Origin of the sequence: Rhodococcus sp. OK519, from assembly GCF_003051005.1 — a bacterium.
Taxonomy (GTDB): domain Bacteria; phylum Actinomycetota; class Actinomycetes; order Mycobacteriales; family Mycobacteriaceae; genus Prescottella.
Window position 1 is genome coordinate 215702 of record NZ_QAOW01000002.1, and the last position, 19543, is coordinate 235244.

A 19543-nucleotide genomic window follows, 5' to 3' on the forward strand; every position below is an offset into this window, starting at 1 on the left:
TTCAGCCGCTACGGGCAGGCGGGCCGAACCATCTGCAGGATCCGATCGGCCTGGTCATCGGTCGGGACGGTCCCGCCGTTGGCCGCGGTCTCCTTGACCTTCGCAGTCACCTCGTCGTCGCTCGCACCCGAGTCGATGGCCGTGCACGTCTCCTTGACGACCGACTCGATCGACTCGTCGTCGCGGTCACTCGACAGGTTGGGATACGCGGTCCGGAACGTGGCGACGAACCCGGTGAGCTTGGCGTTGTCCCACGCGCCGCCGATCCCCGAGACCGCGCTCGACGCCGTCGCCTGGATACTCGACACCATTCCCGACGCGGTGGACTGGATGCTCGAACGCATCGCCTCCCCCGGTCCGGGCTCCGTGGTCGAGGTGACCGCCGAGCTGATCTTCTCCTTCGTCTCCTCCGAGGTGCCGTTGTCGTTGCTGCACGCCCCGAGCGTGAGTACGACGGCGGTTGCTGTGACGATCCCTACGGTGAATCTCCCCTTGATTCTCGTCATGAGCCGGATCCTACGGACGCCACGAACACCCAAGTCGGCTTTAACCGGGTCGTAACCGGATCGATTACTCGAGCCGTTCCGCAGAGAAATGCGTAGATTCGACGACGACCGACGCCAGCCCCCTCGGAAGGACCCTCGCCCAGTGAGCCCGAAGAAGACCGCCCTGCCCACCGACCGACCGCGGCTGCGTGACCGCGGCGAGGTCATCGGCGCCGGCGGATTGTGGTTGGCGAAGTGGTCGCTGTGTCTCGCCGCGATCGCGATCGGCGCGTTGGTCGTCGGCTGGATTCTCCAGAAGCTGTGGGTGATCGCGCTCCCGGTGCTCCTGGCCATCGTCGTGTGCACCGTGCTCTGGCCTCCGACCCGGGCACTCACCAAACGCGGTATGCCCCCGGCCGGCGCCGCATCCATCACGCTCCTCGTCTTCTTCGCCGTCGTCGGCGGGATCATCGCGCTCGTCGTGCCGTCCGTCGTCGACCAGGCCCCGGAACTGGCGAACAAGGCGACCCAGGGCATCCAGCAGGTTCAGGACTGGCTCAAGGGTCCGCCGGTCAATCTGCAAGACGACCAGATCGACACCGCGGTCCATGCACTCACCTCGAAGCTCCAGGAGAGTGGCACCGCGATCGCCTCGGGCGTCTTCAGCGGCGTCACCACCGCCGGATCGATGATCGTCACCCTCGGCCTGGTCCTGGTCCTGGCGTTCTTCTTCATCAAGGACGGACCGCGGTTCGTGCCCTGGCTGCACGGCGTCAGCGGAGGCCGCGCCGGACGGCACCTCGAAGAGGTTCTCAGCCGGATGTGGGACACCCTCGGCGGCTTCATCCGCACACAGGCACTCGTCAGCCTCATCGACGCGGTCTTCATCGGTGCGGGTCTGTTGATCCTCGGCGTGCCCCTCGCCCCGGTGCTCGCGATCCTGACATTCATCGGCGGCTTCGTGCCGATCGTCGGTGCGTTCGTCGCCGGTGCCCTCGCCGTGCTGGTCGCGCTGGTCGCCAACGGCCTGACGACCGCCCTCATCGTGCTCGCGATCATCATCGCAGTGCAGCAGATCGAAGGAAACGTCCTGCAGCCGGTGCTGCAGAGCAAAAGCATGAATCTGCACGCAGTGCTGGTGCTGCTCGCAGTGACCGCGGGCAGTTCGCTGTTCGGCATCGTAGGCGCGTTCCTCGCCGTCCCCGTCGCCGCCGTCGGCGCCGTGGTGATCCGCTACCTCGGGGAGCAGATCGACGAACGACTCGGAGAGGACGCGCTGCTCGACGCCGCCGACGCAACGGCGACCGGAACGGTGACCCCTCGCGTCGGCGAACCTGTGACCGACGAGCCCAGCCCGCTCGCCGAAATCGACCCCGACAGTCGCAGCAGCACGAATCCGCCGGAGGCCGCTCAGCCTTAGCCCGCGACCATCTCCAGCGACGACCCCGTCCGGCCGCGCACCACGTGCAGCCGGCTCGGGATCCGCTGACGCATCTCGTCCACGTGACTGACGATGCCCACGACGCGGCCACCCTCACGCAACTCGTCGAGCACCCCCATGACGAGATCGAGGGTGTCGGCGTCGAGGGTGCCGAAGCCCTCGTCGATGAACATCGTGTCGAGCACCACACCACCGGACTCGGCGGCCACGACGTCCGCGAGGCCCAGTGCGAGCGCCAGCGACGCGAGGAACGATTCGCCGCCCGACAGGGTCTTCGCCGACCGGACGACGCCGGTGTAGTCGTCGCGGATGTCGAGTCCGAGGCCGCCACGGCGGCCGTGGGAGCCCGCCTCGTCGGAGTGCACGAACTCGTAGCGGCCGGCCGACATACGGCGCAGCCGGACGGATGCCGACAGCGCGACCTCCTCGAGCCGGGACGCCAGGACGTACGAGCGCAGCGACATCTTGCGCGCGTTCTGCCCGCGGCCGGCGACGACATCTGCCAGCCCGGCGAGTTCCTCGTGCGCGGCGAGCACCGGCCCGAGGGCGGCCATCGTTTCCTCGAGGTGCGCGACGAGACGTTCGAGGTTGCCGCGACGCGTGTCCGCTTCGGCGGCTGCGGTCGCGGCGTGCTCCACCGCGGTGGCGGCCTCGCGAGCGAGAGACTCGGGACCCGACGGATCCACGGGCTCGAGAGACGCGATCGCCTCGACCTCCGGGTCGGACAGCACCGTCCGGACTCCGACGAGCCGGTCGCGGGCGGTCGACAGCACACTCTCGAGCTGAGCCACGCGCGCTTTCGGGCGCACCGCGGCGAGGGCGTCGGTGAGCGAGTCGAATCCCGCCTCCACCGCCGTGGCCTGCGCGCGGGCCGCCGATTCACGGGCCGCGGCCTCGAGCGTCGCGGCCCGGTCCCGGGCGTCGAGCAGTTCCGAGGCGCGCACCGCGAGCAAATCGAACCGATCTCGGCGGACCTGGATGCTGTGATCGTCTCCCGCTGCCGACCGTAGCCGCTCCCGCAGCAGTGCGGCCCGCTCGTCTGCCGCAGCGATCCGGGTATCGACCGCCGCGCGTTCGGCATCGACGTCCCGAGACTGCGCGTCCAACTGCGCACCGCGAGAGCGTAGTTCGTCGACAGCAGCGGCGGCACGCGCCAGGCGGCCGGCCCGCGCGCGCGCCTGTTCGACCGCCTCAGATGCTCCCGCGTGCGCCTGATGCAGCACGTCCCGGTCGCCGTCGCCGCCGCGCTGGATCAGAACGTCGACGGACCGTTCGAGCTGTGACAGCTGCCCGGACTCGGCTTCGAGAGCGGCCGCCGCACGCTGCTCCGCGGCGCGCGCGGCGTCCTCGTCGTTCTTGGTGACCGTCGCCTCGCCCGGACGTGCCGGTTCCGGGTGATCCACCGATCCGCACACCGCACATTTCTCGCCGTCGACGAGGCCTGCGGCGAGTTCGGCGGCCATGCCGGCGATCCGCCGCTCCCGCAGATCGAGAAGACTGTCTCTCGCATCCTGGTGCCGGGTGCGCGCAGCCGAGACCGATTGGGCACGCTCGCCGAGTGCTCTTCTCGCCGACAGCAGCTCGTCGGCCGCGGCGGCAGCGTCAGCAGCCCGGGCACGCGCCTCCTCCAACGACGGCAGCGCTTCACCGGCCTTCTCCGCCACCCGCAGCGCATCCTCCGCGGCAGCGAGTTCGTCGGGCCATCGTGTTCTCGCCATCGTCAACTGCTCGGCGCTGCGGGCCAGCTCGCCGCCCCGGCGACGGAATTGCTCCAGGTCGCGATCGAGCTGTTCCATCACACGGGTCTCGTCGAGCAGGGCATCCAACCGGACGACCTCTGCCGTCCAGTCCCGTGCCTGCGCTCGAATCGCCTCCCGGTCCGAATCGGTCTGCGGCCACGACAGTTTCGCGACCACACCGGCTCCGTCCGGGGACGCGCCGAGCCGCTCGGCCAGCACGCGCGCCACGGACACCGCCGCGGCGGCCTCGGCCGCCGCGGAATCCGCCTCCGCGGCAGCGGTCGCCGCGGGGACGGCGCGGGTCGCGCGATCCGCCTCCATCGCGAGAATCTCGCGCTCGGCCGCACCGGCCTCGAGCTCGGCCGACTCGGCCTGCGCCCGCCCGCGCCGAACCTGCAGGTCGCGCACGCGGCGCGCCTCGGTCGCCGCGGCACGGGCCTTCTCTTCAGCCCTGCGCGCGCCCGCGAGTTGCGCGGACGCGAGGTCGAGGGTCTCCACGGACTGCGCGAGCAGACGCCGTGACCAGTCCAGCGGGTCGGCCTCGGCGCCCACCTCGATGCCCGACGCCGTCGACACCCGCGCCGACAGCAGATCCACCTGTTTGCGCTGGTCCTCGACCCGCGCCGCGCTGAGCCTCTTGCGGTCGACGAACCACTCCTCGACAGTCTTGAAACGCGTGGTGTCGAACAGCTTCTCGAGCAGCTTGCCGCGTTCCTCGTTGTCGGCACGGAGGAACTTCGCGAACTCACCCTGTGGGAGCAGCACCACTTGGAAGAACTGGTCGGCCGTCATGCCCAGCAGACGCTCGACTTCGCGGGCGATGTCCGGGATGCGCGACAGGTTCTCGCCCGCGCCGTCGAGCCACGCGAGCGTCGCCTTGGCGTTCTCGGTGATCGTTCCCGAGCCGCGCTTCTTGGCGCGCTGATACTCGGGGCTGCGGGTGATGCGCAGACGTCGACCCCCGACTGTCGCCTCGAGCGCCACCGTCGGGACGGCCCCGGCAGGCGCGTGATCCGACAGCAGGCGCTTGCCGTCCTTGCGGGCGCCCGGCACGGTGCCGTAGAGCGCGAAGGCGACGGCGTCCAGGATGGTCGTCTTACCCGCGCCGGTCTGCCCGTGCAACAGGAAGAGCCCGTCTGCGCCGAGCTCGTCGAAGTCGACCGTGACGGTGTCGGCGAAGGGACCGAACGCCGTCACCTCGAGGTTGTGGAGCCTCACGCAGATACCTCCGCCGCATCGGCCAGATCGCCGATGCGCGTAACCGACTCGGCCGCGGACGCGCTGCGCAGCGCCTCCTCGATCAGCCGCACCTCCCCCGACGTCACGTCGCCGCGCACATCGGTCAGGAAGCCCTCGGCAACCTGGAGGTCGGAGCGTCCACGCACCCGGTCGCGATACCGTAGCTCCGGATTACCTTCGGGGCGTTGCCATTCCATGTGAATGGCGTACGGGAAGCGAGACTGCAACGCCCGCATGGCGTCGACCGGGCGGAGCGCGTCGGTGAGCACCGCCGAGACGTAATGGTCCTCCGCTGACGCGAACGCGGCGTCGTGCAGCAACTCGTCGAGTGTCCCGGTGAGCTGGCTGAGGCCGCGGACCATCGGCAGGTCGATCCGCTCCGCCGACGCGAGGCCGGCAGCGTCGACGTCCACCAGCCACACCGCCTTGCGATGCGATCGCTCACCGAAGGAGTACGGCAGCGGCGAACCGCTGTAGCGGACGTTCTCCGCAAGCGTCTGCGGCGAATGAAGATGCCCGAGAGCGACGTAGTCGATGCCGTCGAATGCCGACACCGACACCGTCTCGACACCGCCGACCGAGATCGATCGCTCCGAACCGGTGGCCTCGCCGCCCACGACGAAGGCGTGTGCCAGCAGGACCGAGCGCAGGCCGGGGGCGGAGGCGCGACGCTGGTCGAGGTCCGCCAGGATCCGCGTCATCGCGACGTCGAGGATCTCGGCGTGCGACCGCGCCTGCGGCACACCCAACTCGGCCCGTGTGATCTCGGGCTCCAGGTAGGGGATGCCGTAGAACGCGACCGGGCCGTGCTCGTCGTCGAGCAGTACCGGAACGTCCAGCGTCGACACCCGGGTCATCAGGTGCAGCCCACCGGCCGCCGCGAACGCCGCCCCGGCGCCGAGGCGCACCGGCGAATCGTGATTGCCCGACGTCGCGACGATCACCGCACCCGCCGCCCGGATGGCCTCGAACCCCCGGTTGCAGACCGCGACCGCGTCGGCGCTCGGAATGGACCGGTCGTATACATCCCCCGGAACGACGACGACGTCGACACCGCGCTCGGTCACCGTGGCGGCAATCGCGTCGAGCACCCGCGCCTGGTCTGCCAGCAGGTCGACACCGTGGAAGGTGCGCCCGATGTGCCAGTCGGAGGTGTGGAGGATCCTCATGCGGCCACACGGTAGAGCACCCGTCCGACAGCGTGCATCACGTGTGTCGACGATTTCCGGGCCGTGGACGGCGGCGCCAACGAAGCACATGGCAGGTGAACGACTACTGTCGAAGTGTGTCCGCAACCCAACGCGCTCGATCCGGGGTGCCCCTCGACCAACGATCCGCTCTGCCCACCCTTCCGGGGATACCCGCGTGGGGCGCGGTCGCCGTGGCTGCCGGATCGACTTTCCTCGGGTTCGCCTTCGATGCAATCTCGGGCAGCGAACTGACATCAGCGTTCTCCGCCATGTACTTCCTCGGGTGCGTCCTCGCGGTGCTCGCGGTCCGCAAGCGTGGCCTGTTCACGGCCGTCGTGCAGCCTCCGCTGCTGCTCTTCGTCGCGGTTCCGCTGGGCTCACAGCTCCTCACCGACGGCGCGGGCACCGGAATCAAGGACATGGCGATCAACGTCGCCTACCCGTTGGTCAACCGCTTTCCTCTGATGCTCGCGGCCACCGTGGTGGTGGGACTGATCGCCGCGGCGCGGGTCTTCCTCGTGCAGTCGCGCACCGCTGCGCCGACACGCACACGCGACCGGCGCGCCGAGGCTCGCCCGGCCCGCTCCGGCCGCAAGCGCACCGACGTCCGCGTTCCCGAACGTGGCAGGGACGAGCGCACCACCGTCTTCGAACCGGTCGGCGACGACCGTCGCGCACCGCTGCGAACCCCGCGGCCCTCACGCGCGGCCCAGGAACCGGCCACCGCGCATGTCCCCACCGCATCGCACGGCGGCACATACTCGGGGCGCGCGTACGACGACGCCGTTCATCGTCGGGACGTCGGCCGCCGCGAACCGGTGCGCCACGACCCGCAGTACCGGGAGGCCCCGCACCGCGAGCCCGTCCAGAGGGATCCGGTGCCGGTACGCCCGCGTCGAGCGGCCGAGGTGCCCGCGCATCCGATTCCCCAGGTACGTTATCGCGATCGCCAGGATCAGCCCCCGTTCGAGGGCTGATCCCGCAGTTCTACGCGCGTGCCGCGCGCAGATCTACGCGCGTGCCGCGCGCAGTTCGCGGGGCAGTGCGAAAACCAGCGTCTCGTTCGCCGTGGTCACCGACTGCACGTCCGCGAACCCCTGCTCGGCGAGCAGATCGATCACGCCGCGGACCAGAATCTCCGGCACCGACGCACCCGAGGTGATGCCGACGGTACGAACGCCGTCGAGCCACGCGAGGTCCACCTCGCGGGCGAAGTCGACCAGGTACGACGCGCGAGCGCCCGCGTTCAGCGCGACCTCGACCAGGCGCACCGAGTTCGACGAGTTCCTCGACCCCACGACGATCACCAGATCGCATTCGGGGGCCATCGCCTTGACCGCGACCTGACGGTTCTGCGTGGCGTAGCAGATGTCGTCGCTCGGCGGATCCTGCAGCTTCGGGAACTTCTCCCGCAGTCGCTTGACGGTCTCCATCGTCTCGTCGACGGACAGCGTCGTCTGCGACAGCCAGATCACCTTGTCCTCGTCGCGAACCTCGATCGCGTCCACCGAGTCCGGGCCGTCGACCAACTGCACGTGGTCGGGTGCCTCGCCGGCGGTGCCCTCGACCTCCTCGTGCCCCTCGTGACCGATCAACAGAATGTCGTAGTCGTCACGCGCGAACCGCTTGGCCTCCTGGTGCACCTTCGTCACCAGCGGGCACGTCGCGTCGATCGTGTGCAGGCTCCGCTCGGCGGCAGCGACGTGGACGGCCGGGGACACGCCGTGCGCGGAGAACACGAGCACCGATCCCTCGGGGACCTCGTCGGTCTCGTCGACGAAGACGACGCCGCGCTCGGCGAGCGTGTCGACCACGTGCCGGTTGTGCACGATCTCTTTGCGCACGTAAATCGGCGCGCCGTGCTTCTCGAGCGCCTTCTCGACGGTCTCCACGGCGCGGTCGACACCCGCGCAGTAGCCGCGAGGCTCCGCGAGGAGGACCCGCTTGCCGCTTCCGGTCGCATCCGCGCCGGCCGATCGTGCGATACCCAGATTGAGAGGAACTGCCGATGACATGGCCCCAGCCTACGGTGCACCCGGCGACGAACCGTCGAGCACGGGATCGTACGCCTACCATCGGTGCCGTCGGCTACCAAATACTGCGCTCGTGAGGCAGGCTGTGACCATGATTCGTCCCCCGTTCATGGCGCGCGTCGCCGCCGGTGTGGCCATCACGGCCTACGAAGAGGCACTCAAGCTGCCGTCGACGGCCATGACGCTGCCGATGACCGCGGTCAGTCAGGTTCTGCAGACCACGATGCGGGTGCAGCAGTCGATGACCTCGCTCGCCATCAAGGGTGACCGGGCCTTCTGCCTCCTCGACCGCACCGAGGAGGAACCGGAGTGGGCCGTGTTCGACGAGGACGGCGCCGACTTCGACACCAACGGCGAGGTTGACGTCGACGACTCCGAGGATGCCGACGATCGCCGCTCGGCTCCGGGCCGTTTCGCCCTGTACTCGATGACTCCCGGCGACGACGAGACGCCGGTCGCCGCGGAGAAGCCCGAGACGGACGTTCCGGCCACCGCGAATGTCGCCGCCCCCGAGATCGCCGAGGAACTCGACTACGCAGCCCTGACGCTTGCGCAGCTGCGGTCACGCCTGCGGTCGCTGTCGGTCGAGGACCTCACGGCGCTGCTCGAGTACGAGGAGCAGACGGCGGCCCGGGCACCGTTCCAGACGATGCTCGCCAACCGCATCACCTCTGCCAAAGCCAAGTGACCTCCGCTCGTCCGGAGTCCGGGGGCCCGGCGGCAAGTTCGGCCGAACAGCCGTGGCCGGTACGGACCGTCTCCACCAAGGTCGCGCAGTGGATCGATCGTCTCGGCAGCGTGTGGGTCGAGGGCCAGATCACCCAGATCAATGCCCGGCCGGGAACCCGGACCGCCTTTCTGGTGCTCCGTGATCCGTCGGTCGACATGTCGCTGTCGGTGACGTGCTCACCGCAACTCCTGCGGGACGCCCCGGTGCCGCTCACCGAGGGCAGCCGTGTCGTCATGTTCGGCAAGCTGTCGTTCTACACCGGCCGTGGTTCCGTCTCACTGCGCGTGACCGAGATCCGCGCGGTAGGGATCGGCGAACTGCTGGCACGGATCGAGCGTCTGCGCGCACTACTGGCCGCGGAGGGCCTGTTCGATCCGCGACTCAAGCGGCCTCTGCCGTTCCTGCCCGGCACCATCGGCCTGATCACGGGTCGGGCCAGCGCCGCCGAGCGGGACGTGCTCAGCGTCGCGCAGCGCCGGTGGCCGGCGGTCCGGTTCGAGGTTCGCAACACCGCGGTGCAGGGTCCGACGGCCGTGCCGCAGATCATCGAGGCGCTCGAGGAACTCGACGGGGATCCGCGCGTCGACGTCATCATCCTCGCCCGCGGCGGCGGCAGCGTCGAGGATCTGCTGCCCTTCTCGGACGAGACTCTGTGCCGCGCGATCGTCGCGTGCACGACGCCCGTGGTCAGCGCGATCGGACACGAACCCGACAGCCCGCTCAGCGATCACGTTGCCGACCTGCGGGCGGCCACGCCGACCGATGCCGCCAAGCGCGTCGTGCCGGACGCTGTCGCCGAGCAGGCACTGGTCTCCGAGCTGCGTGAGCGCAGCGCCGCGGCCCTGCGGAACTGGGTCGCGCGCGAGTCGCATCTCGTCGCGCAGCTACGCAGCCGCCCGGTGCTCGCCGACCCCCTGTCCGGGATCGACCGTCGCGCCGAGGAGATCGAACGCCTCCGCGACGCCGCCCGCCGAGACGTGACGCGCGCGATCGACGCCGAGTCCACCACCGTCGAGCACCTGCGGGCACGGCTCGCCACACTCGGCCCCGCCGCGACCCTCGCCCGCGGCTACGCCGTGGTGCAGCGGGTACACGGCGATACCGAACCCGAGGTGCTGCGGTCGGTGGACGACGCGCCCCCCGGCACACAGATCCGAGTCAGATTGGCCGACGGCGCCGTCCGCGCCGCCGTGATGGGAAGAGAGTCATGAGCAACGCAGATGTCGCCGAACTCGGATACGAGGCGGCCCGGGACGAGCTCGTCGTCGTCGTGAAGACCCTCGAGCTGGGTGGCCTGGACCTGGACGAATCGCTGGCACTCTGGGAGCGCGGCGAGGCCCTCGCCAAGCGCTGCGAGGAGCACCTGGCCGGGGCACGCAAGCGGGTCGAGAACGCGCTCGCCCACGCCGACGAGGTCGACACCGACGACGAGTGACCGTCGGCGCCGCCGACTACCGCTACCGCTGCAGCGGCGCGACGTCGATCGCCGACGCCAGCTTCTCGAAGTCGTGCTTGGGAGCCGGTCCGGTGATGAGCACCCGGGCGTCACCGAAGTCGGAGATCCAGATGGCCTCGGAATCGCCGTCGTCGAACACGTCCCACTGGCGGCCACCGACCTGCTCGGTACCGCTCTGGATCCGTCCGTCGCCCGCGACGAACGGGACGAGGGTCTCCACCGTCGCGTCGCTCTGTGTGAGCTGGATGTAGCGACCGACCTCGGTGATGAAACCGATGTTGCTGGAGTCGCCGCCGCCGTCACCCGAGACGATGCTCCGGCTTCCGGAGTTGGGCTGCCAGCCCTCGGGGATCACGGGCTTGCGGATCGGGAATCCGAGCTCACGCGAGTCGTACTTGAAGGCCGCGTCCGCGTCGAAGCTGGGGACCGGCCCGGGCTTGGGCCCGCCCGGGCTGAACTCGCACTTGCTCGCGATACCCGCGATCAGCAGACACGCCAGGACCAGCGGGATCAGTGACCACAGCATGTCGTGGCCGTTCTGCAGAATGCGGGGCTTCTTGTCGGGCACGTTGTCCAGTATTCCTGTTCCGCCGTGAGGGTGGCCCAGCAGCCCACTCTTCATGGGCGTTCTGAGAGAATCATCCTCGAGATTCGGTTACCGAATCAACGGCCCGACCGCACCGCGGTCGACCGCCCCTCAATGTCGGCCGCCATTGTGCGCCGACCGTGACACAGCAGGAGGCACTGCCCATGACGGCCAGCACTTCATCGAGTCGCCGCGAGGCCCCGGACCGCAACCTCGCTCTCGAGCTGGTACGCGTCACAGAAGCCGCCGCCATGGCCGCAGGCCGTTGGGTCGGGCGAGGCGACAAGGAAGGCGGCGACGGTGCCGCCGTCGACGCCATGCGCCACATGGTGAGCTCCGTCTCGATGCAGGGCATCGTCGTCATCGGTGAGGGCGAGAAGGACGAAGCCCCGATGCTGTACAACGGCGAAGAGGTCGGCAACGGCGACGGCCCGCTGTGCGACGTCGCGGTCGACCCGATCGACGGCACGACGCTGATGGCCAAGGGCGCACCGGGCTCGATCGCGGTCCTCGCGGTCGCCGAGCGCGGCGCGATGTTCGACCCGTCCGCGGTCTTCTACATGGACAAGATCGCCGTCGGCCCCGAGGCCGCCGACGTCATCGACCTGGCTGCCGGTGTCGCGGAGAACATTCGCCGCGTCGCGAAGGCCAAGAACCGCGCGGTCTCCGACACGACCGTCACCATCCTCGACCGGCCGCGGCACGCCGGCATCATCCGCGAGATCCGCGAGACCGGTGCACGCATCCGCCTGATCTCCGACGGCGACGTCGCCGGCGCGATCGCGACGGCTCGCCCCGATTCCGGCGTGGACATCCTGCTGGGCACTGGCGGCACCCCCGAGGGCATCATCGCCGCGGCCGCACTGCGCTGCATGGGTGGCGCGCTGCAGGGCCGCCTGGCCCCGACCGACGACGCCGAGCGCCAGAAGGCGCTCGACGCGGGCCACGACCTGGACCGCGTCCTGCGGACCGAGGAACTGGTCACGGGCGAGAACATCTTCTTCTGTGCGACGGGCGTCACCGACGGCGACCTGCTCAAGGGCGTCCGCTACTACGGTGGCGGCGCGACGACGCAGTCGATCGTCATGCGCAGCAAGTCCGGCACCGTCCGCATGATCGAGGCTTACCACAGCCTCGAGAAGCTGCACGAGTTCTCGTCGATCAACTTCGACGGCGTCGACGGCGCGCAGCCGCCGCTGCCCTGATCGTCCTGACCTAGTTCCCAGCCGAAGGGTTCCTTCGTGCGTCCAAGCGCACGAAGGAACCCTTCGGCTGTTGGAGCGGTGGCAAGCTGGGTCCATGACCGACAGCAGCGAGCCGCAGTTCCGAATCGAGCACGACACGATGGGCGAGGTCCGCGTCCCGGTCGACGCGCTGTGGCGGGCCCAGACACAGCGAGCGGTGGAGAACTTCCCGATCTCCGGTCGTGGCCTCGAACGCGCCCAGATCCGCGCGATGGGCCGCCTCAAGGCCGCCTGTGCACAGGTCAACAAGGACCTCGGATTGCTGGCGCCGGAGAAGGCCGACGCGATTGTCTCGGCCGCGACCGAGATCGCCGACGGCCGCCACGACGACCAGTTCCCGATCGACGTGTTCCAGACCGGTTCCGGCACCAGTTCGAACATGAACGCCAACGAGGTCATCGCGAGCCTCGCCGCGCAGGCCGGCGTCACCGTGCATCCCAACGACGACGTCAACATGTCGCAGTCGTCGAACGACACCTTCCCGACGGCCACGCACGTCGCCGCCACCGAGGCGGCCGTCAAGGATCTGGTTCCCGCGCTCGACCATCTGCGGCTGGCGCTATTCGACAAGGCCGCGCAATGGAAGACGGTGGTCAAGTCCGGGCGCACGCACCTCATGGACGCCGTCCCGGTGACGCTCGGTCAGGAGTTCGGCGGGTACGCCCACCAGATCGAGGCCGGCATCGAACGAGTGCTGGCGACACTCCCCCGACTCGGTGAACTCCCGATCGGTGGCACCGCGGTGGGGACCGGCCTCAATGCGCCGGACGGCTTCGGCCCGCGCGTAGTCGCAGAGTTGGTCCGCACCACCGGACTCGACGCGCTCTCCCCTGCCCGCAACAGCTTCGAGGCCCAGGCTGCCCGGGATGGGCTGGTGGAGGCGTCCGGCGCGCTGCGTACCGTCGCCGTCTCGCTCACGAAGATCGCCAACGACATCCGCTGGATGGGTTCCGGTCCACTGACCGGACTCGGCGAGATCCGACTCCCGGACCTGCAACCGGGCAGTTCGATCATGCCGGGCAAGGTCAACCCTGTTCTGCCGGAGGCGGTCACACAGGTTGCTGCGCAGGTGGTGGGCAACGACGCGACCGTCGCGTGGGGCGGCGCCGCCGGCGCATTCGAGTTGAACGTCTACATTCCGGTCATGGCCCGCAATCTGCTCGAGTCGTTCCGCTTGCTGACCAACGTCTCCCGACTGTTCGCCGACCGCTGCATCACCGGCCTCGAGGCGAACGAGGAGCACCTGCGCACGCTGGCAGAGTCGTCGCCGTCGATCGTCACCCCCCTCAATTCGGCCATCGGGTACGAGGAGGCGGCCGCCGTCGCGAAGCAGGCGTTGAAGGAGAAGAAGACGATTCGCCAGACGGTGATCGATCGCGGTCTGATCGGCGACGGTCTCAGCGAGGCCGAACTCGACCGCCGCCTGGACGTTCTCGCGATGACGAACGTCGAGGACGACGACTGAGGATCCATCCGACGAGAAAGGCCGGACATGCGCCCGTTCCATCGCCGCGTCCTCGCAGTCCCGCTCGCCGCGGTTGCCCTCGTCGCGGGATGCAGCCAGGCCACCGACACCACGGCGTCCACGCCGGCGGGACAGACCCCGCAGAACCCGGCCCGGGTCGCCGGCGTGCCCCTGCCGGAGGCGTCGGTGGCCGACGCGGTCGCGCAACTCGACGGTCTGGCGGAGAAGCTGATGGACTCCTCCGGGATTCCGGGCATGGCCGTCGCCGTCGTCCACGGCGGTCAGACGTTGTACGCCAAGGGGTTTGGGGTGCGCGCGGCCGGGTCGTCGGAGAAGGTGGATGCAGACACGGTCTTCCAGCTGGCGTCGATGTCCAAACCGATCGGCGCAACGGTCGTCGCACGTCAGGTCGCGAGTGGTGTCGTCGACTGGGACACGCCCGTGGCCTCGAAGCTGCCGGGGTTCGCGCTCGCCGACCCGTACGTGAGTCAGCACGTGACGATCGGCGACCTCTACGCGCACCGCTCGGGCCTGCCCGATCACGCGGGTGACGAACTCGAGGACCTGGGCTACGACCGGCGACAGATCCTCGAACGTTTGCGCCTCCTGCCGCTCGCGCCGTTCCGAGATTCATACGCCTACACCAATTTCGGGGTCACCGCCGCAGCCGAGGCGGTCGCCGCCGCGTCGGGCACCGACTGGGCCGGCCTGTCGGATCGGCTGCTCTACCAACCGCTGGGTATGTCCGACACCAGTTCTCGCTTCGCGGACTACGCGGCGCGCGAGAACAAGGCGGTGGGGCACGTGAAGATCGACGGGAACTACGTCGCACAGTACGTGCGCGAGCCGGACGCCCAGTCTCCCGCAGGCGGCGTCAGTTCGTCGGTGAACGACGTCGCCGCGTGGCTGACGATGCTGCTGGCGGACGGCCAGGTCGACGGGCAGCCCCTCGTCCCCGCGGAGGCGCTGCAACCCGCGATCTCCCCACAGTCCGTGTCGTCACCACCGACGAGCCCCGACACACGGGCCGGCTTCTACGGCTACGGCTTCAACGTGGGCACCAGCCCGGCCGGACGCGTCACGCTCAGCCATTCGGGGGCCTTCGCGCTCGGCGCGGCCACCAGTTTCCTCGCGATCCCGTCGGCCGACACCGCGATCGTCGTGCTCACCAACGCGGCCCCGGTGGGCGTCGCGGAGACACTGAGTTCGGGGTTCTCCGACCTGGTGCAGTTCGGAGAGATCCGCGAGGAGTGGACCGGCCTCTACGAACAGGCGTTCGCGAAGGCGGACCAACCCCAGGGCGCCCTCGTCGGACAGTCCCCGCCGACCGATCCGGCACCGGCCCGACCGCTGCCGGACTACGTGGGCAGCTACGCCAACGACTACTTCGGTGCGGCGCAGGTCTCCGAACGGGACGGCAGGCTGGTCCTCACGATGGGGCCGAAGGGTCTCGCGTTCCCACTCACGCACTGGGACGGCGATGTGTTCACCTTCACCCCCGACGGCGAGAACGCGCCCGCCGGGACCATCTCGTCGGCCACCTTCGCCGGCGACACCCTCACCCTCGAGTTCTTCGACTCCGACGGACTCGGCACCTTCACCAGGAGCGCACCGTGAGCACAGATTCGAACACTGCTATTCGCGTCGTCGAGGACTTCTTCGCGGCCCTCACCGACAGAGACGTCGACCGTGCCGTCGGATACCTCACTCCCGACATGGTGTGGCAGAACACGACGTTGCCCACACTGCGCGGGCGGTCCGCGGTCCGTCGCGCGCTGTCCTTCGCGAACCGTCCGGCGCTGCGATTCGAAGCGGAGATGCGGAACATCGCCGGCGACAGTGAGACTGTGCTGACCGAGCGCATCGACACGCTGTTCGTGGGTCCGCTGCGGTCGACGTTCTGGGTGTGCGGAACCTTCGAACTGCGCGACGGACGGATTGCCGTCTGGCGCGACCGCTTCAGCTGGGGCAACGTGGCCGTGGGCACCGTCACGGCTACCGCACGCTCACTCCTGCGGCGACAGCCGCCGGAGTAGGCTGCCCACGCGTGCGGTACCGGCGACACGTGCCGCGTTCACCCCACACAGAAAGTCGACGGCGATGACCGAACAGCACCAGAACACCTCCCACGCCTTCCAGGCCGGTCTCGCCGTCCGCACCGAGGTGATGGGCGCCGACTTCGTCGAGCGGGCGTTCGAACGCACCCGCGGCACCGACTCCGAGGACATCCAGGAGTTCATCACCGAGCACGTCTGGGGATCGGTGTGGACCCGGCCCGGACTGGACCGTCGCAGCCGCAGCCTCGTCAATCTCGGCATGCTCATCGCGCTGCGCGCCGAGAACGAACTGCGCGGACACGTGCGCGGCGCACTGCGCAACGGCCTCACCCGCACCGAGATCGTCGAGACGGTGATCCACGCGAGCGCCTACTGCGGCGCCCCCGCCGGTCTCGCCGCGATGCGCGTCGTCCAGGAGGTTCTCGAAGCGGAACTGGGGCCGCTCAGCGAGGGCTGAGCGGACGTCCCGCCTTGGCCGCAATATCCAGCGCCGCAAGGTAACCGAATACCAGCGCCGGACCGATCGTCGCTCCCGGCCCTGCATACGTGTGCCCCATGACCGGTGCGCTGGTGTTGCCGGCCGCGTACAGCCCCTCGATCACCGAGCCGTCCTCGCGCAACGCCCGACCGTCGATGTCGGTGACGATGCCGCCTTTGGTGCCGAGATCGCCGGGCACCATCTGCGCGGCGTAGAACGGCGGCTTGGCCACCTCCCCCAGGCTCGGGTTGGGTTTGTTGGTGATGTCGCCGTAGTAGTGGTCGTACTTGCTCTCGCCGCGATGGAAGTCGTCGTCGGTTCCGCTGCGCGCAAAGCTGTTGAACCGCTGCACCGTCGCCTCGAGTGTCGAGGCGGGCACCCCGATCTTGTCGGCGAGGGCGTCGATACTCGACGCTTTGACGATCGCGCCGCTCTCGAGCCACTTCCGGGGCAGTGGGCTGCGCGCAGTGACGCCTGCGAACAGGTAGCGGTTGCGGTAGGTCTGGTCGAAGATCAGCCAGGAGGGAAGGTTCTCACCGGGCCCCTCGCCCTGACCGAATTCGCCGCCGTACATGCGGTGCGTCGCCTCCACGTACGGCAGTGACTCGTTCATGAATCGCTCACCGCGGTCGTTGACCATGATGCTGCGCGGAAGGGACCGCTCGGCGAGCGCGAACCACGGCCCCTTGGGCAGCGGAATGGACGGCGCCCACCACGCGTCGTCCATGAAATCGATTGCGGCACCGACCTTGAGTCCGGCATTGATACCGTCGCCGGTGTTGGTGGGCGCGCCGATGGTCCAGTCTGCTCCGATCGGTGCGCGCTGGTACTTCTTGCGCATCTCGTCGTTGGCGTCGAACCCACCGCAGGCCAGAACCACGCCGTACCTGGCACGGAGAGTCCGCCTGTCGCCGTCCGATTCGACGACCGCCCCCGTCACCCGGCCGTTCTCGACGACGAGGTCGACCAGGCCGGTGTCCAGGCGCATCGGAACTCCCGCCGCGCGCACGCCGAGCATCAGTTCGGCCATGAGGGCTGCCCCCATGCCGATCAGCTTCTGCCCCCGCGCCTTCGCGACGAAGGTGCGCATCCCGACCCGGACCATCCGAACGGGGCCGCGCCAGTGCCGCAATCCCGTACTGAGCCAGCGATAGTCGGACTGCTTGACCACGACGTTGAGCGGGGCCTTGCTGTACTGCGGATGCAGGGTGTCGAGGTCGTCCCCGAGCGCCCTGGCGTCGAACGGTTTGGGCTCGCACGAGCGTCCGGTGGACAGGCCGCCGGGCGCCTCCGGGTAGTAGTCGGAGTAGTTCTTCACCCATTCCAGCTTCAGCGGCGAGTTGTCGATGAGGAACTGCAGAGCCTCGGGTCCACGGTCGAGGTACGTGTCGATCCGGGCGGGGTCGACGCCGGGACCGATGATGCTGTGCAGGTAGCGCCGCGCCGCTTCGATGTCGTCGGCGGGCGCGTCACGGACGAGGACCGAGTTGCCGGGAATCCATACGCCGCCACCGGACCGCGAGGTGGACCCGCCCCAATACCGGGACTTCTCGACGACGACGACCGTGAGCCCCTTCTGCGCGGCCGTGATCGCCGCAGCCATGCCCGCACCGCCCGCCCCCACCACGACCACGTCGAACTGCTCGTCCTGCTCCGCATTCTGTGCCATGTCAACCCCTCGGTACGCGTCGGCAACCGTCGAACCCAAATCTAGAACACGTTTCAGTATTGAACAACGATTTGAGGGTGAAACCGCCCGCACGCTGGATGGACCGCGGAGTTCGACTCCGATTGCAGGGGTGAAATGATGGATGAAATGTCCACCACGACCCATTTGGGGTTTCCCGATGACCGCAACGACCGCTAACGTCTGAACCGCTGCTTCTCCTCTGTCGAAGCAGTCGTAGCACTCGCTCACCCCCCGACGTGAGCGAGCGCTGCACCGCCGGGCGGTGGGTGCGGTCACGCCGGCCGCAGCCACCGCCCGGCACGCCTCCCCTCGGAAGCCGGCCGGTGGCCGCGCGCCTGCCCGCCCACCTCCGGCGGTGCCGACTCAGGCGGTGCCGACTCAGCCGGTGGGACCGAACTCCTCGAGCATCTCCGTCACCAAGGCCGCGATCGGCGAGCGTTCACTGCGGGTGAGCGTGACGTGCGCGAACAGCGGATGGCCCTTCAGCTTCTCGATGACGGCCGCGACACCGTCGTGCCGACCGACCCGCAGGTTGTCACGCTGTGCGACATCGTGGGTGAGCACGACCCGGGATCCCGTGCCGAGTCGCGACAGGACGGTGAGCAGCACATTGCGCTCGAGAGACTGCGCCTCGTCCACGATCACGAACGAATCGTGTAGCGACCGTCCGCGAATGTGCGTGAGCGGCAGCACTTCCAGCATTCCGCGGCTCAGCACCTCCTCCATCACCTCGGGGCTCGCGAGCCCGTCCAGCGTGTCGAAGACCGCCTGCGCCCACGGGCCCATCTTCTCGCTCTCACTGCCCGGAAGGTAGCCCAGCTCCTGGCCTCCCACCGCGTACAGCGGGCGAAACACCACGATCTTGCGGTGGCTGCGCCGTTCGAGGACGGCTTCGAGCCCCGCCATGAGAGCGAGCGCCGACTTTCCGGTTCCTGCCTTGCCACCGAGCGAGACGATCCCGATGCTCTCGTCGAGCAGCAGATCCAGCGCCACGCGCTGCTCTGCGGACCGGCCGTGCAGGCCGAAGGCCTCGCGCTCACCGCGCACCAACTGCACCCGCTTGTCCGGGGTCACCCGACCGAGCGCGCTCGATCTCCCGCCGAGTAGACGAATACCCGTGTGACACGGTAGCTCTCGCGCCTCATCGAGATCGACGACACCCTCCGCGAACATCTGGTCGATGTCACCGGAGTCGACATCGAGTTCCGTCATACCGGTCCACCCGGACGGGACGACGTCGTGCGCGCGGAATTCGTCGGCGGGCAGGCCCACCGCGCCGGCCTTCACGCGGAGTGGAATGTCCTTGCTGACCAGGACCACGTCCTTGCCCTCGGCCGCAAGGTTGAGCGCGCATGCCAGGATTCTGGAATCGTTGCTGTCCGTTCGGAATCCGACCGGGAGCACTGACGGATCGGTGTGGTTGAGTTCCACCTGGAGCGTGCCGTTCTCGGTACCGATCGGCACCGGGCGATCGAGTCGACCGAACTCGAGCCGGAGATCGTCGAGCATCCGCAGTGCTTCGCGGGCGAACCAACCCAGCTCGTGATGGTGACGCTTGTCCTCGAGCTCGCTGATCACGATCAGTGGCAGAACCACTTCGTGTTCTGCGAATCTACTGGCGGCCCACGGATCCGAGAGCAGGACCGAGGTGTCGAGGACGTAAGTGCGGACGGAGCTGATTGCGGTCACGTGAGGCTCCTCGTTCGGCTG

The 19543-nt window shown here is 69.0% G+C and carries 17 protein-coding genes; 10 read left to right on the forward strand and 7 right to left on the reverse strand.

The genetic code is table 11. The features are described 5' to 3' along the window. Positions 1-8: 8 nt before the first annotated feature. Entirely contained in the window at positions 9-506 is a 498-nt protein-coding gene (locus C8K36_RS08345; RefSeq protein WP_107984006.1) for a hypothetical protein, read from the reverse strand. 142 nt (positions 507-648) lie between these two features. On the opposite strand from C8K36_RS08345, the gene C8K36_RS08350 reads away from it, so the two are divergent. Further along, positions 649-1905 carry an AI-2E family transporter gene (locus tag C8K36_RS08350; protein ID WP_107984007.1) on the forward strand — a complete coding sequence of 419 codons (1257 nt, stop codon included), beginning with the start codon at positions 649-651 and terminating at the stop codon, positions 1903-1905. Here C8K36_RS08350 and C8K36_RS08355 read toward each other — a convergent pair. Then, on the reverse strand, positions 1902-4883 hold the full coding sequence (locus C8K36_RS08355) for an AAA family ATPase (RefSeq protein WP_107984008.1): 2982 nt from the start codon (positions 4881-4883) through the stop codon (positions 1902-1904). The two genes, C8K36_RS08350 and C8K36_RS08355, sit on opposite strands and share 4 nt — an antisense overlap. Then, complete coding sequence (locus C8K36_RS08360; protein WP_107984009.1) at positions 4880-6073, reverse strand: metallophosphoesterase family protein; 1194 nt, start codon at positions 6071-6073, stop codon at positions 4880-4882. The genes C8K36_RS08355 and C8K36_RS08360 overlap by 4 nt, the downstream gene beginning before the upstream one ends. A gap of 116 nt (positions 6074-6189) precedes the next feature. Here C8K36_RS08360 and C8K36_RS08365 point away from each other — a divergent pair, with 116 nt between their 5' ends. Continuing rightward, on the forward strand, positions 6190-7071 hold the full coding sequence (locus C8K36_RS08365) for a DUF6542 domain-containing protein (protein WP_181319471.1): 882 nt from the start codon (positions 6190-6192) through the stop codon (positions 7069-7071). A gap of 33 nt (positions 7072-7104) precedes the next feature. Here C8K36_RS08365 and C8K36_RS08370 read toward each other — a convergent pair whose 3' ends face one another. After that, on the reverse strand, positions 7105-8109 hold the full coding sequence (locus tag C8K36_RS08370) for a 4-hydroxy-3-methylbut-2-enyl diphosphate reductase (protein WP_107984011.1): 1005 nt from the start codon (positions 8107-8109) through the stop codon (positions 7105-7107). Between the two features lie 109 nt (positions 8110-8218). On the opposite strand from C8K36_RS08370, the gene C8K36_RS08375 reads away from it, so the two are divergent. From C8K36_RS08375 to C8K36_RS08385, 3 genes are read left to right on the forward strand one after another with little or no spacing between them, the layout of a single operon-like run. After that, on the forward strand, positions 8219-8815 hold the full coding sequence (locus C8K36_RS08375) for a lipid droplet-associated protein (RefSeq protein WP_107984318.1): 597 nt from the start codon (positions 8219-8221) through the stop codon (positions 8813-8815). Beyond that, positions 8812-10068, forward strand: a complete 1257-nt coding sequence (gene xseA, locus C8K36_RS08380; protein WP_107984012.1) for an exodeoxyribonuclease VII large subunit — start codon at positions 8812-8814, stop codon at positions 10066-10068. Before C8K36_RS08375 ends, xseA begins: the two co-directional genes overlap by 4 nt. Then, positions 10065-10292 carry an exodeoxyribonuclease VII small subunit gene (locus tag C8K36_RS08385; RefSeq protein ID WP_107984013.1) on the forward strand — a complete coding sequence of 76 codons (228 nt, stop codon included), beginning with the start codon at positions 10065-10067 and terminating at the stop codon, positions 10290-10292. The genes xseA and C8K36_RS08385 overlap by 4 nt, the downstream gene beginning before the upstream one ends. A 22-nt stretch (positions 10293-10314) precedes the next feature. Here the strand turns inward: C8K36_RS08385 and C8K36_RS08390 are convergent, their stop codons facing one another. Further along, positions 10315-10881 carry a DUF4245 domain-containing protein gene (locus C8K36_RS08390; RefSeq protein ID WP_107984319.1) on the reverse strand — a complete coding sequence of 189 codons (567 nt, stop codon included), beginning with the start codon at positions 10879-10881 and terminating at the stop codon, positions 10315-10317. 182 nt (positions 10882-11063) lie between these two features. Here C8K36_RS08390 and glpX point away from each other — a divergent pair, with 182 nt between their 5' ends. The 5 genes from glpX to C8K36_RS08415 all read left to right on the forward strand — a co-directional run bounded on the left by glpX (position 11064) and on the right by C8K36_RS08415 (position 16122). Further along, positions 11064-12104: a class II fructose-bisphosphatase gene (glpX, locus tag C8K36_RS08395; RefSeq protein WP_107984014.1), complete on the forward strand. Its 1041-nt coding sequence runs from the start codon at positions 11064-11066 to the stop codon at positions 12102-12104. Positions 12105-12198: 94 nt separating this feature from the next. Beyond that, positions 12199-13608 carry a class II fumarate hydratase gene (locus C8K36_RS08400; RefSeq protein ID WP_107984015.1) on the forward strand — a complete coding sequence of 470 codons (1410 nt, stop codon included), beginning with the start codon at positions 12199-12201 and terminating at the stop codon, positions 13606-13608. Between the two features lie 27 nt (positions 13609-13635). Then, positions 13636-15225: a serine hydrolase gene (locus tag C8K36_RS08405; protein ID WP_107984016.1), complete on the forward strand. Its 1590-nt coding sequence runs from the start codon at positions 13636-13638 to the stop codon at positions 15223-15225. Next, complete coding sequence (locus C8K36_RS08410; RefSeq protein ID WP_107984017.1) at positions 15222-15644, forward strand: limonene-1,2-epoxide hydrolase family protein; 423 nt, start codon at positions 15222-15224, stop codon at positions 15642-15644. Before C8K36_RS08405 ends, C8K36_RS08410 begins: the two co-directional genes overlap by 4 nt. 64 nt (positions 15645-15708) lie before the next feature. Continuing rightward, the gene (locus C8K36_RS08415; protein WP_107984018.1) at positions 15709-16122 is read left to right on the forward strand and encodes a carboxymuconolactone decarboxylase family protein; all 414 of its coding nucleotides are present in this window, start codon (positions 15709-15711) and stop codon (positions 16120-16122) included. Here the strand turns inward: C8K36_RS08415 and kstD are convergent. Both kstD and C8K36_RS08425 read right to left on the reverse strand, forming a co-directional pair. Beyond that, positions 16109-17812 (reverse strand): 3-oxosteroid 1-dehydrogenase, encoded by a 1704-nt coding sequence (gene kstD, locus C8K36_RS08420; RefSeq protein ID WP_107984019.1) that lies wholly within the window; start codon positions 17810-17812, stop codon positions 16109-16111. The two genes, C8K36_RS08415 and kstD, sit on opposite strands and share 14 nt — an antisense overlap. Positions 17813-18211: 399 nt before the next feature. Then, positions 18212-19522, reverse strand: coding sequence for a PhoH family protein (locus C8K36_RS08425; protein ID WP_107984020.1), 1311 nt, complete (start codon positions 19520-19522; stop codon positions 18212-18214). Between the last annotated feature and the right edge of the window lie 21 nt (positions 19523-19543).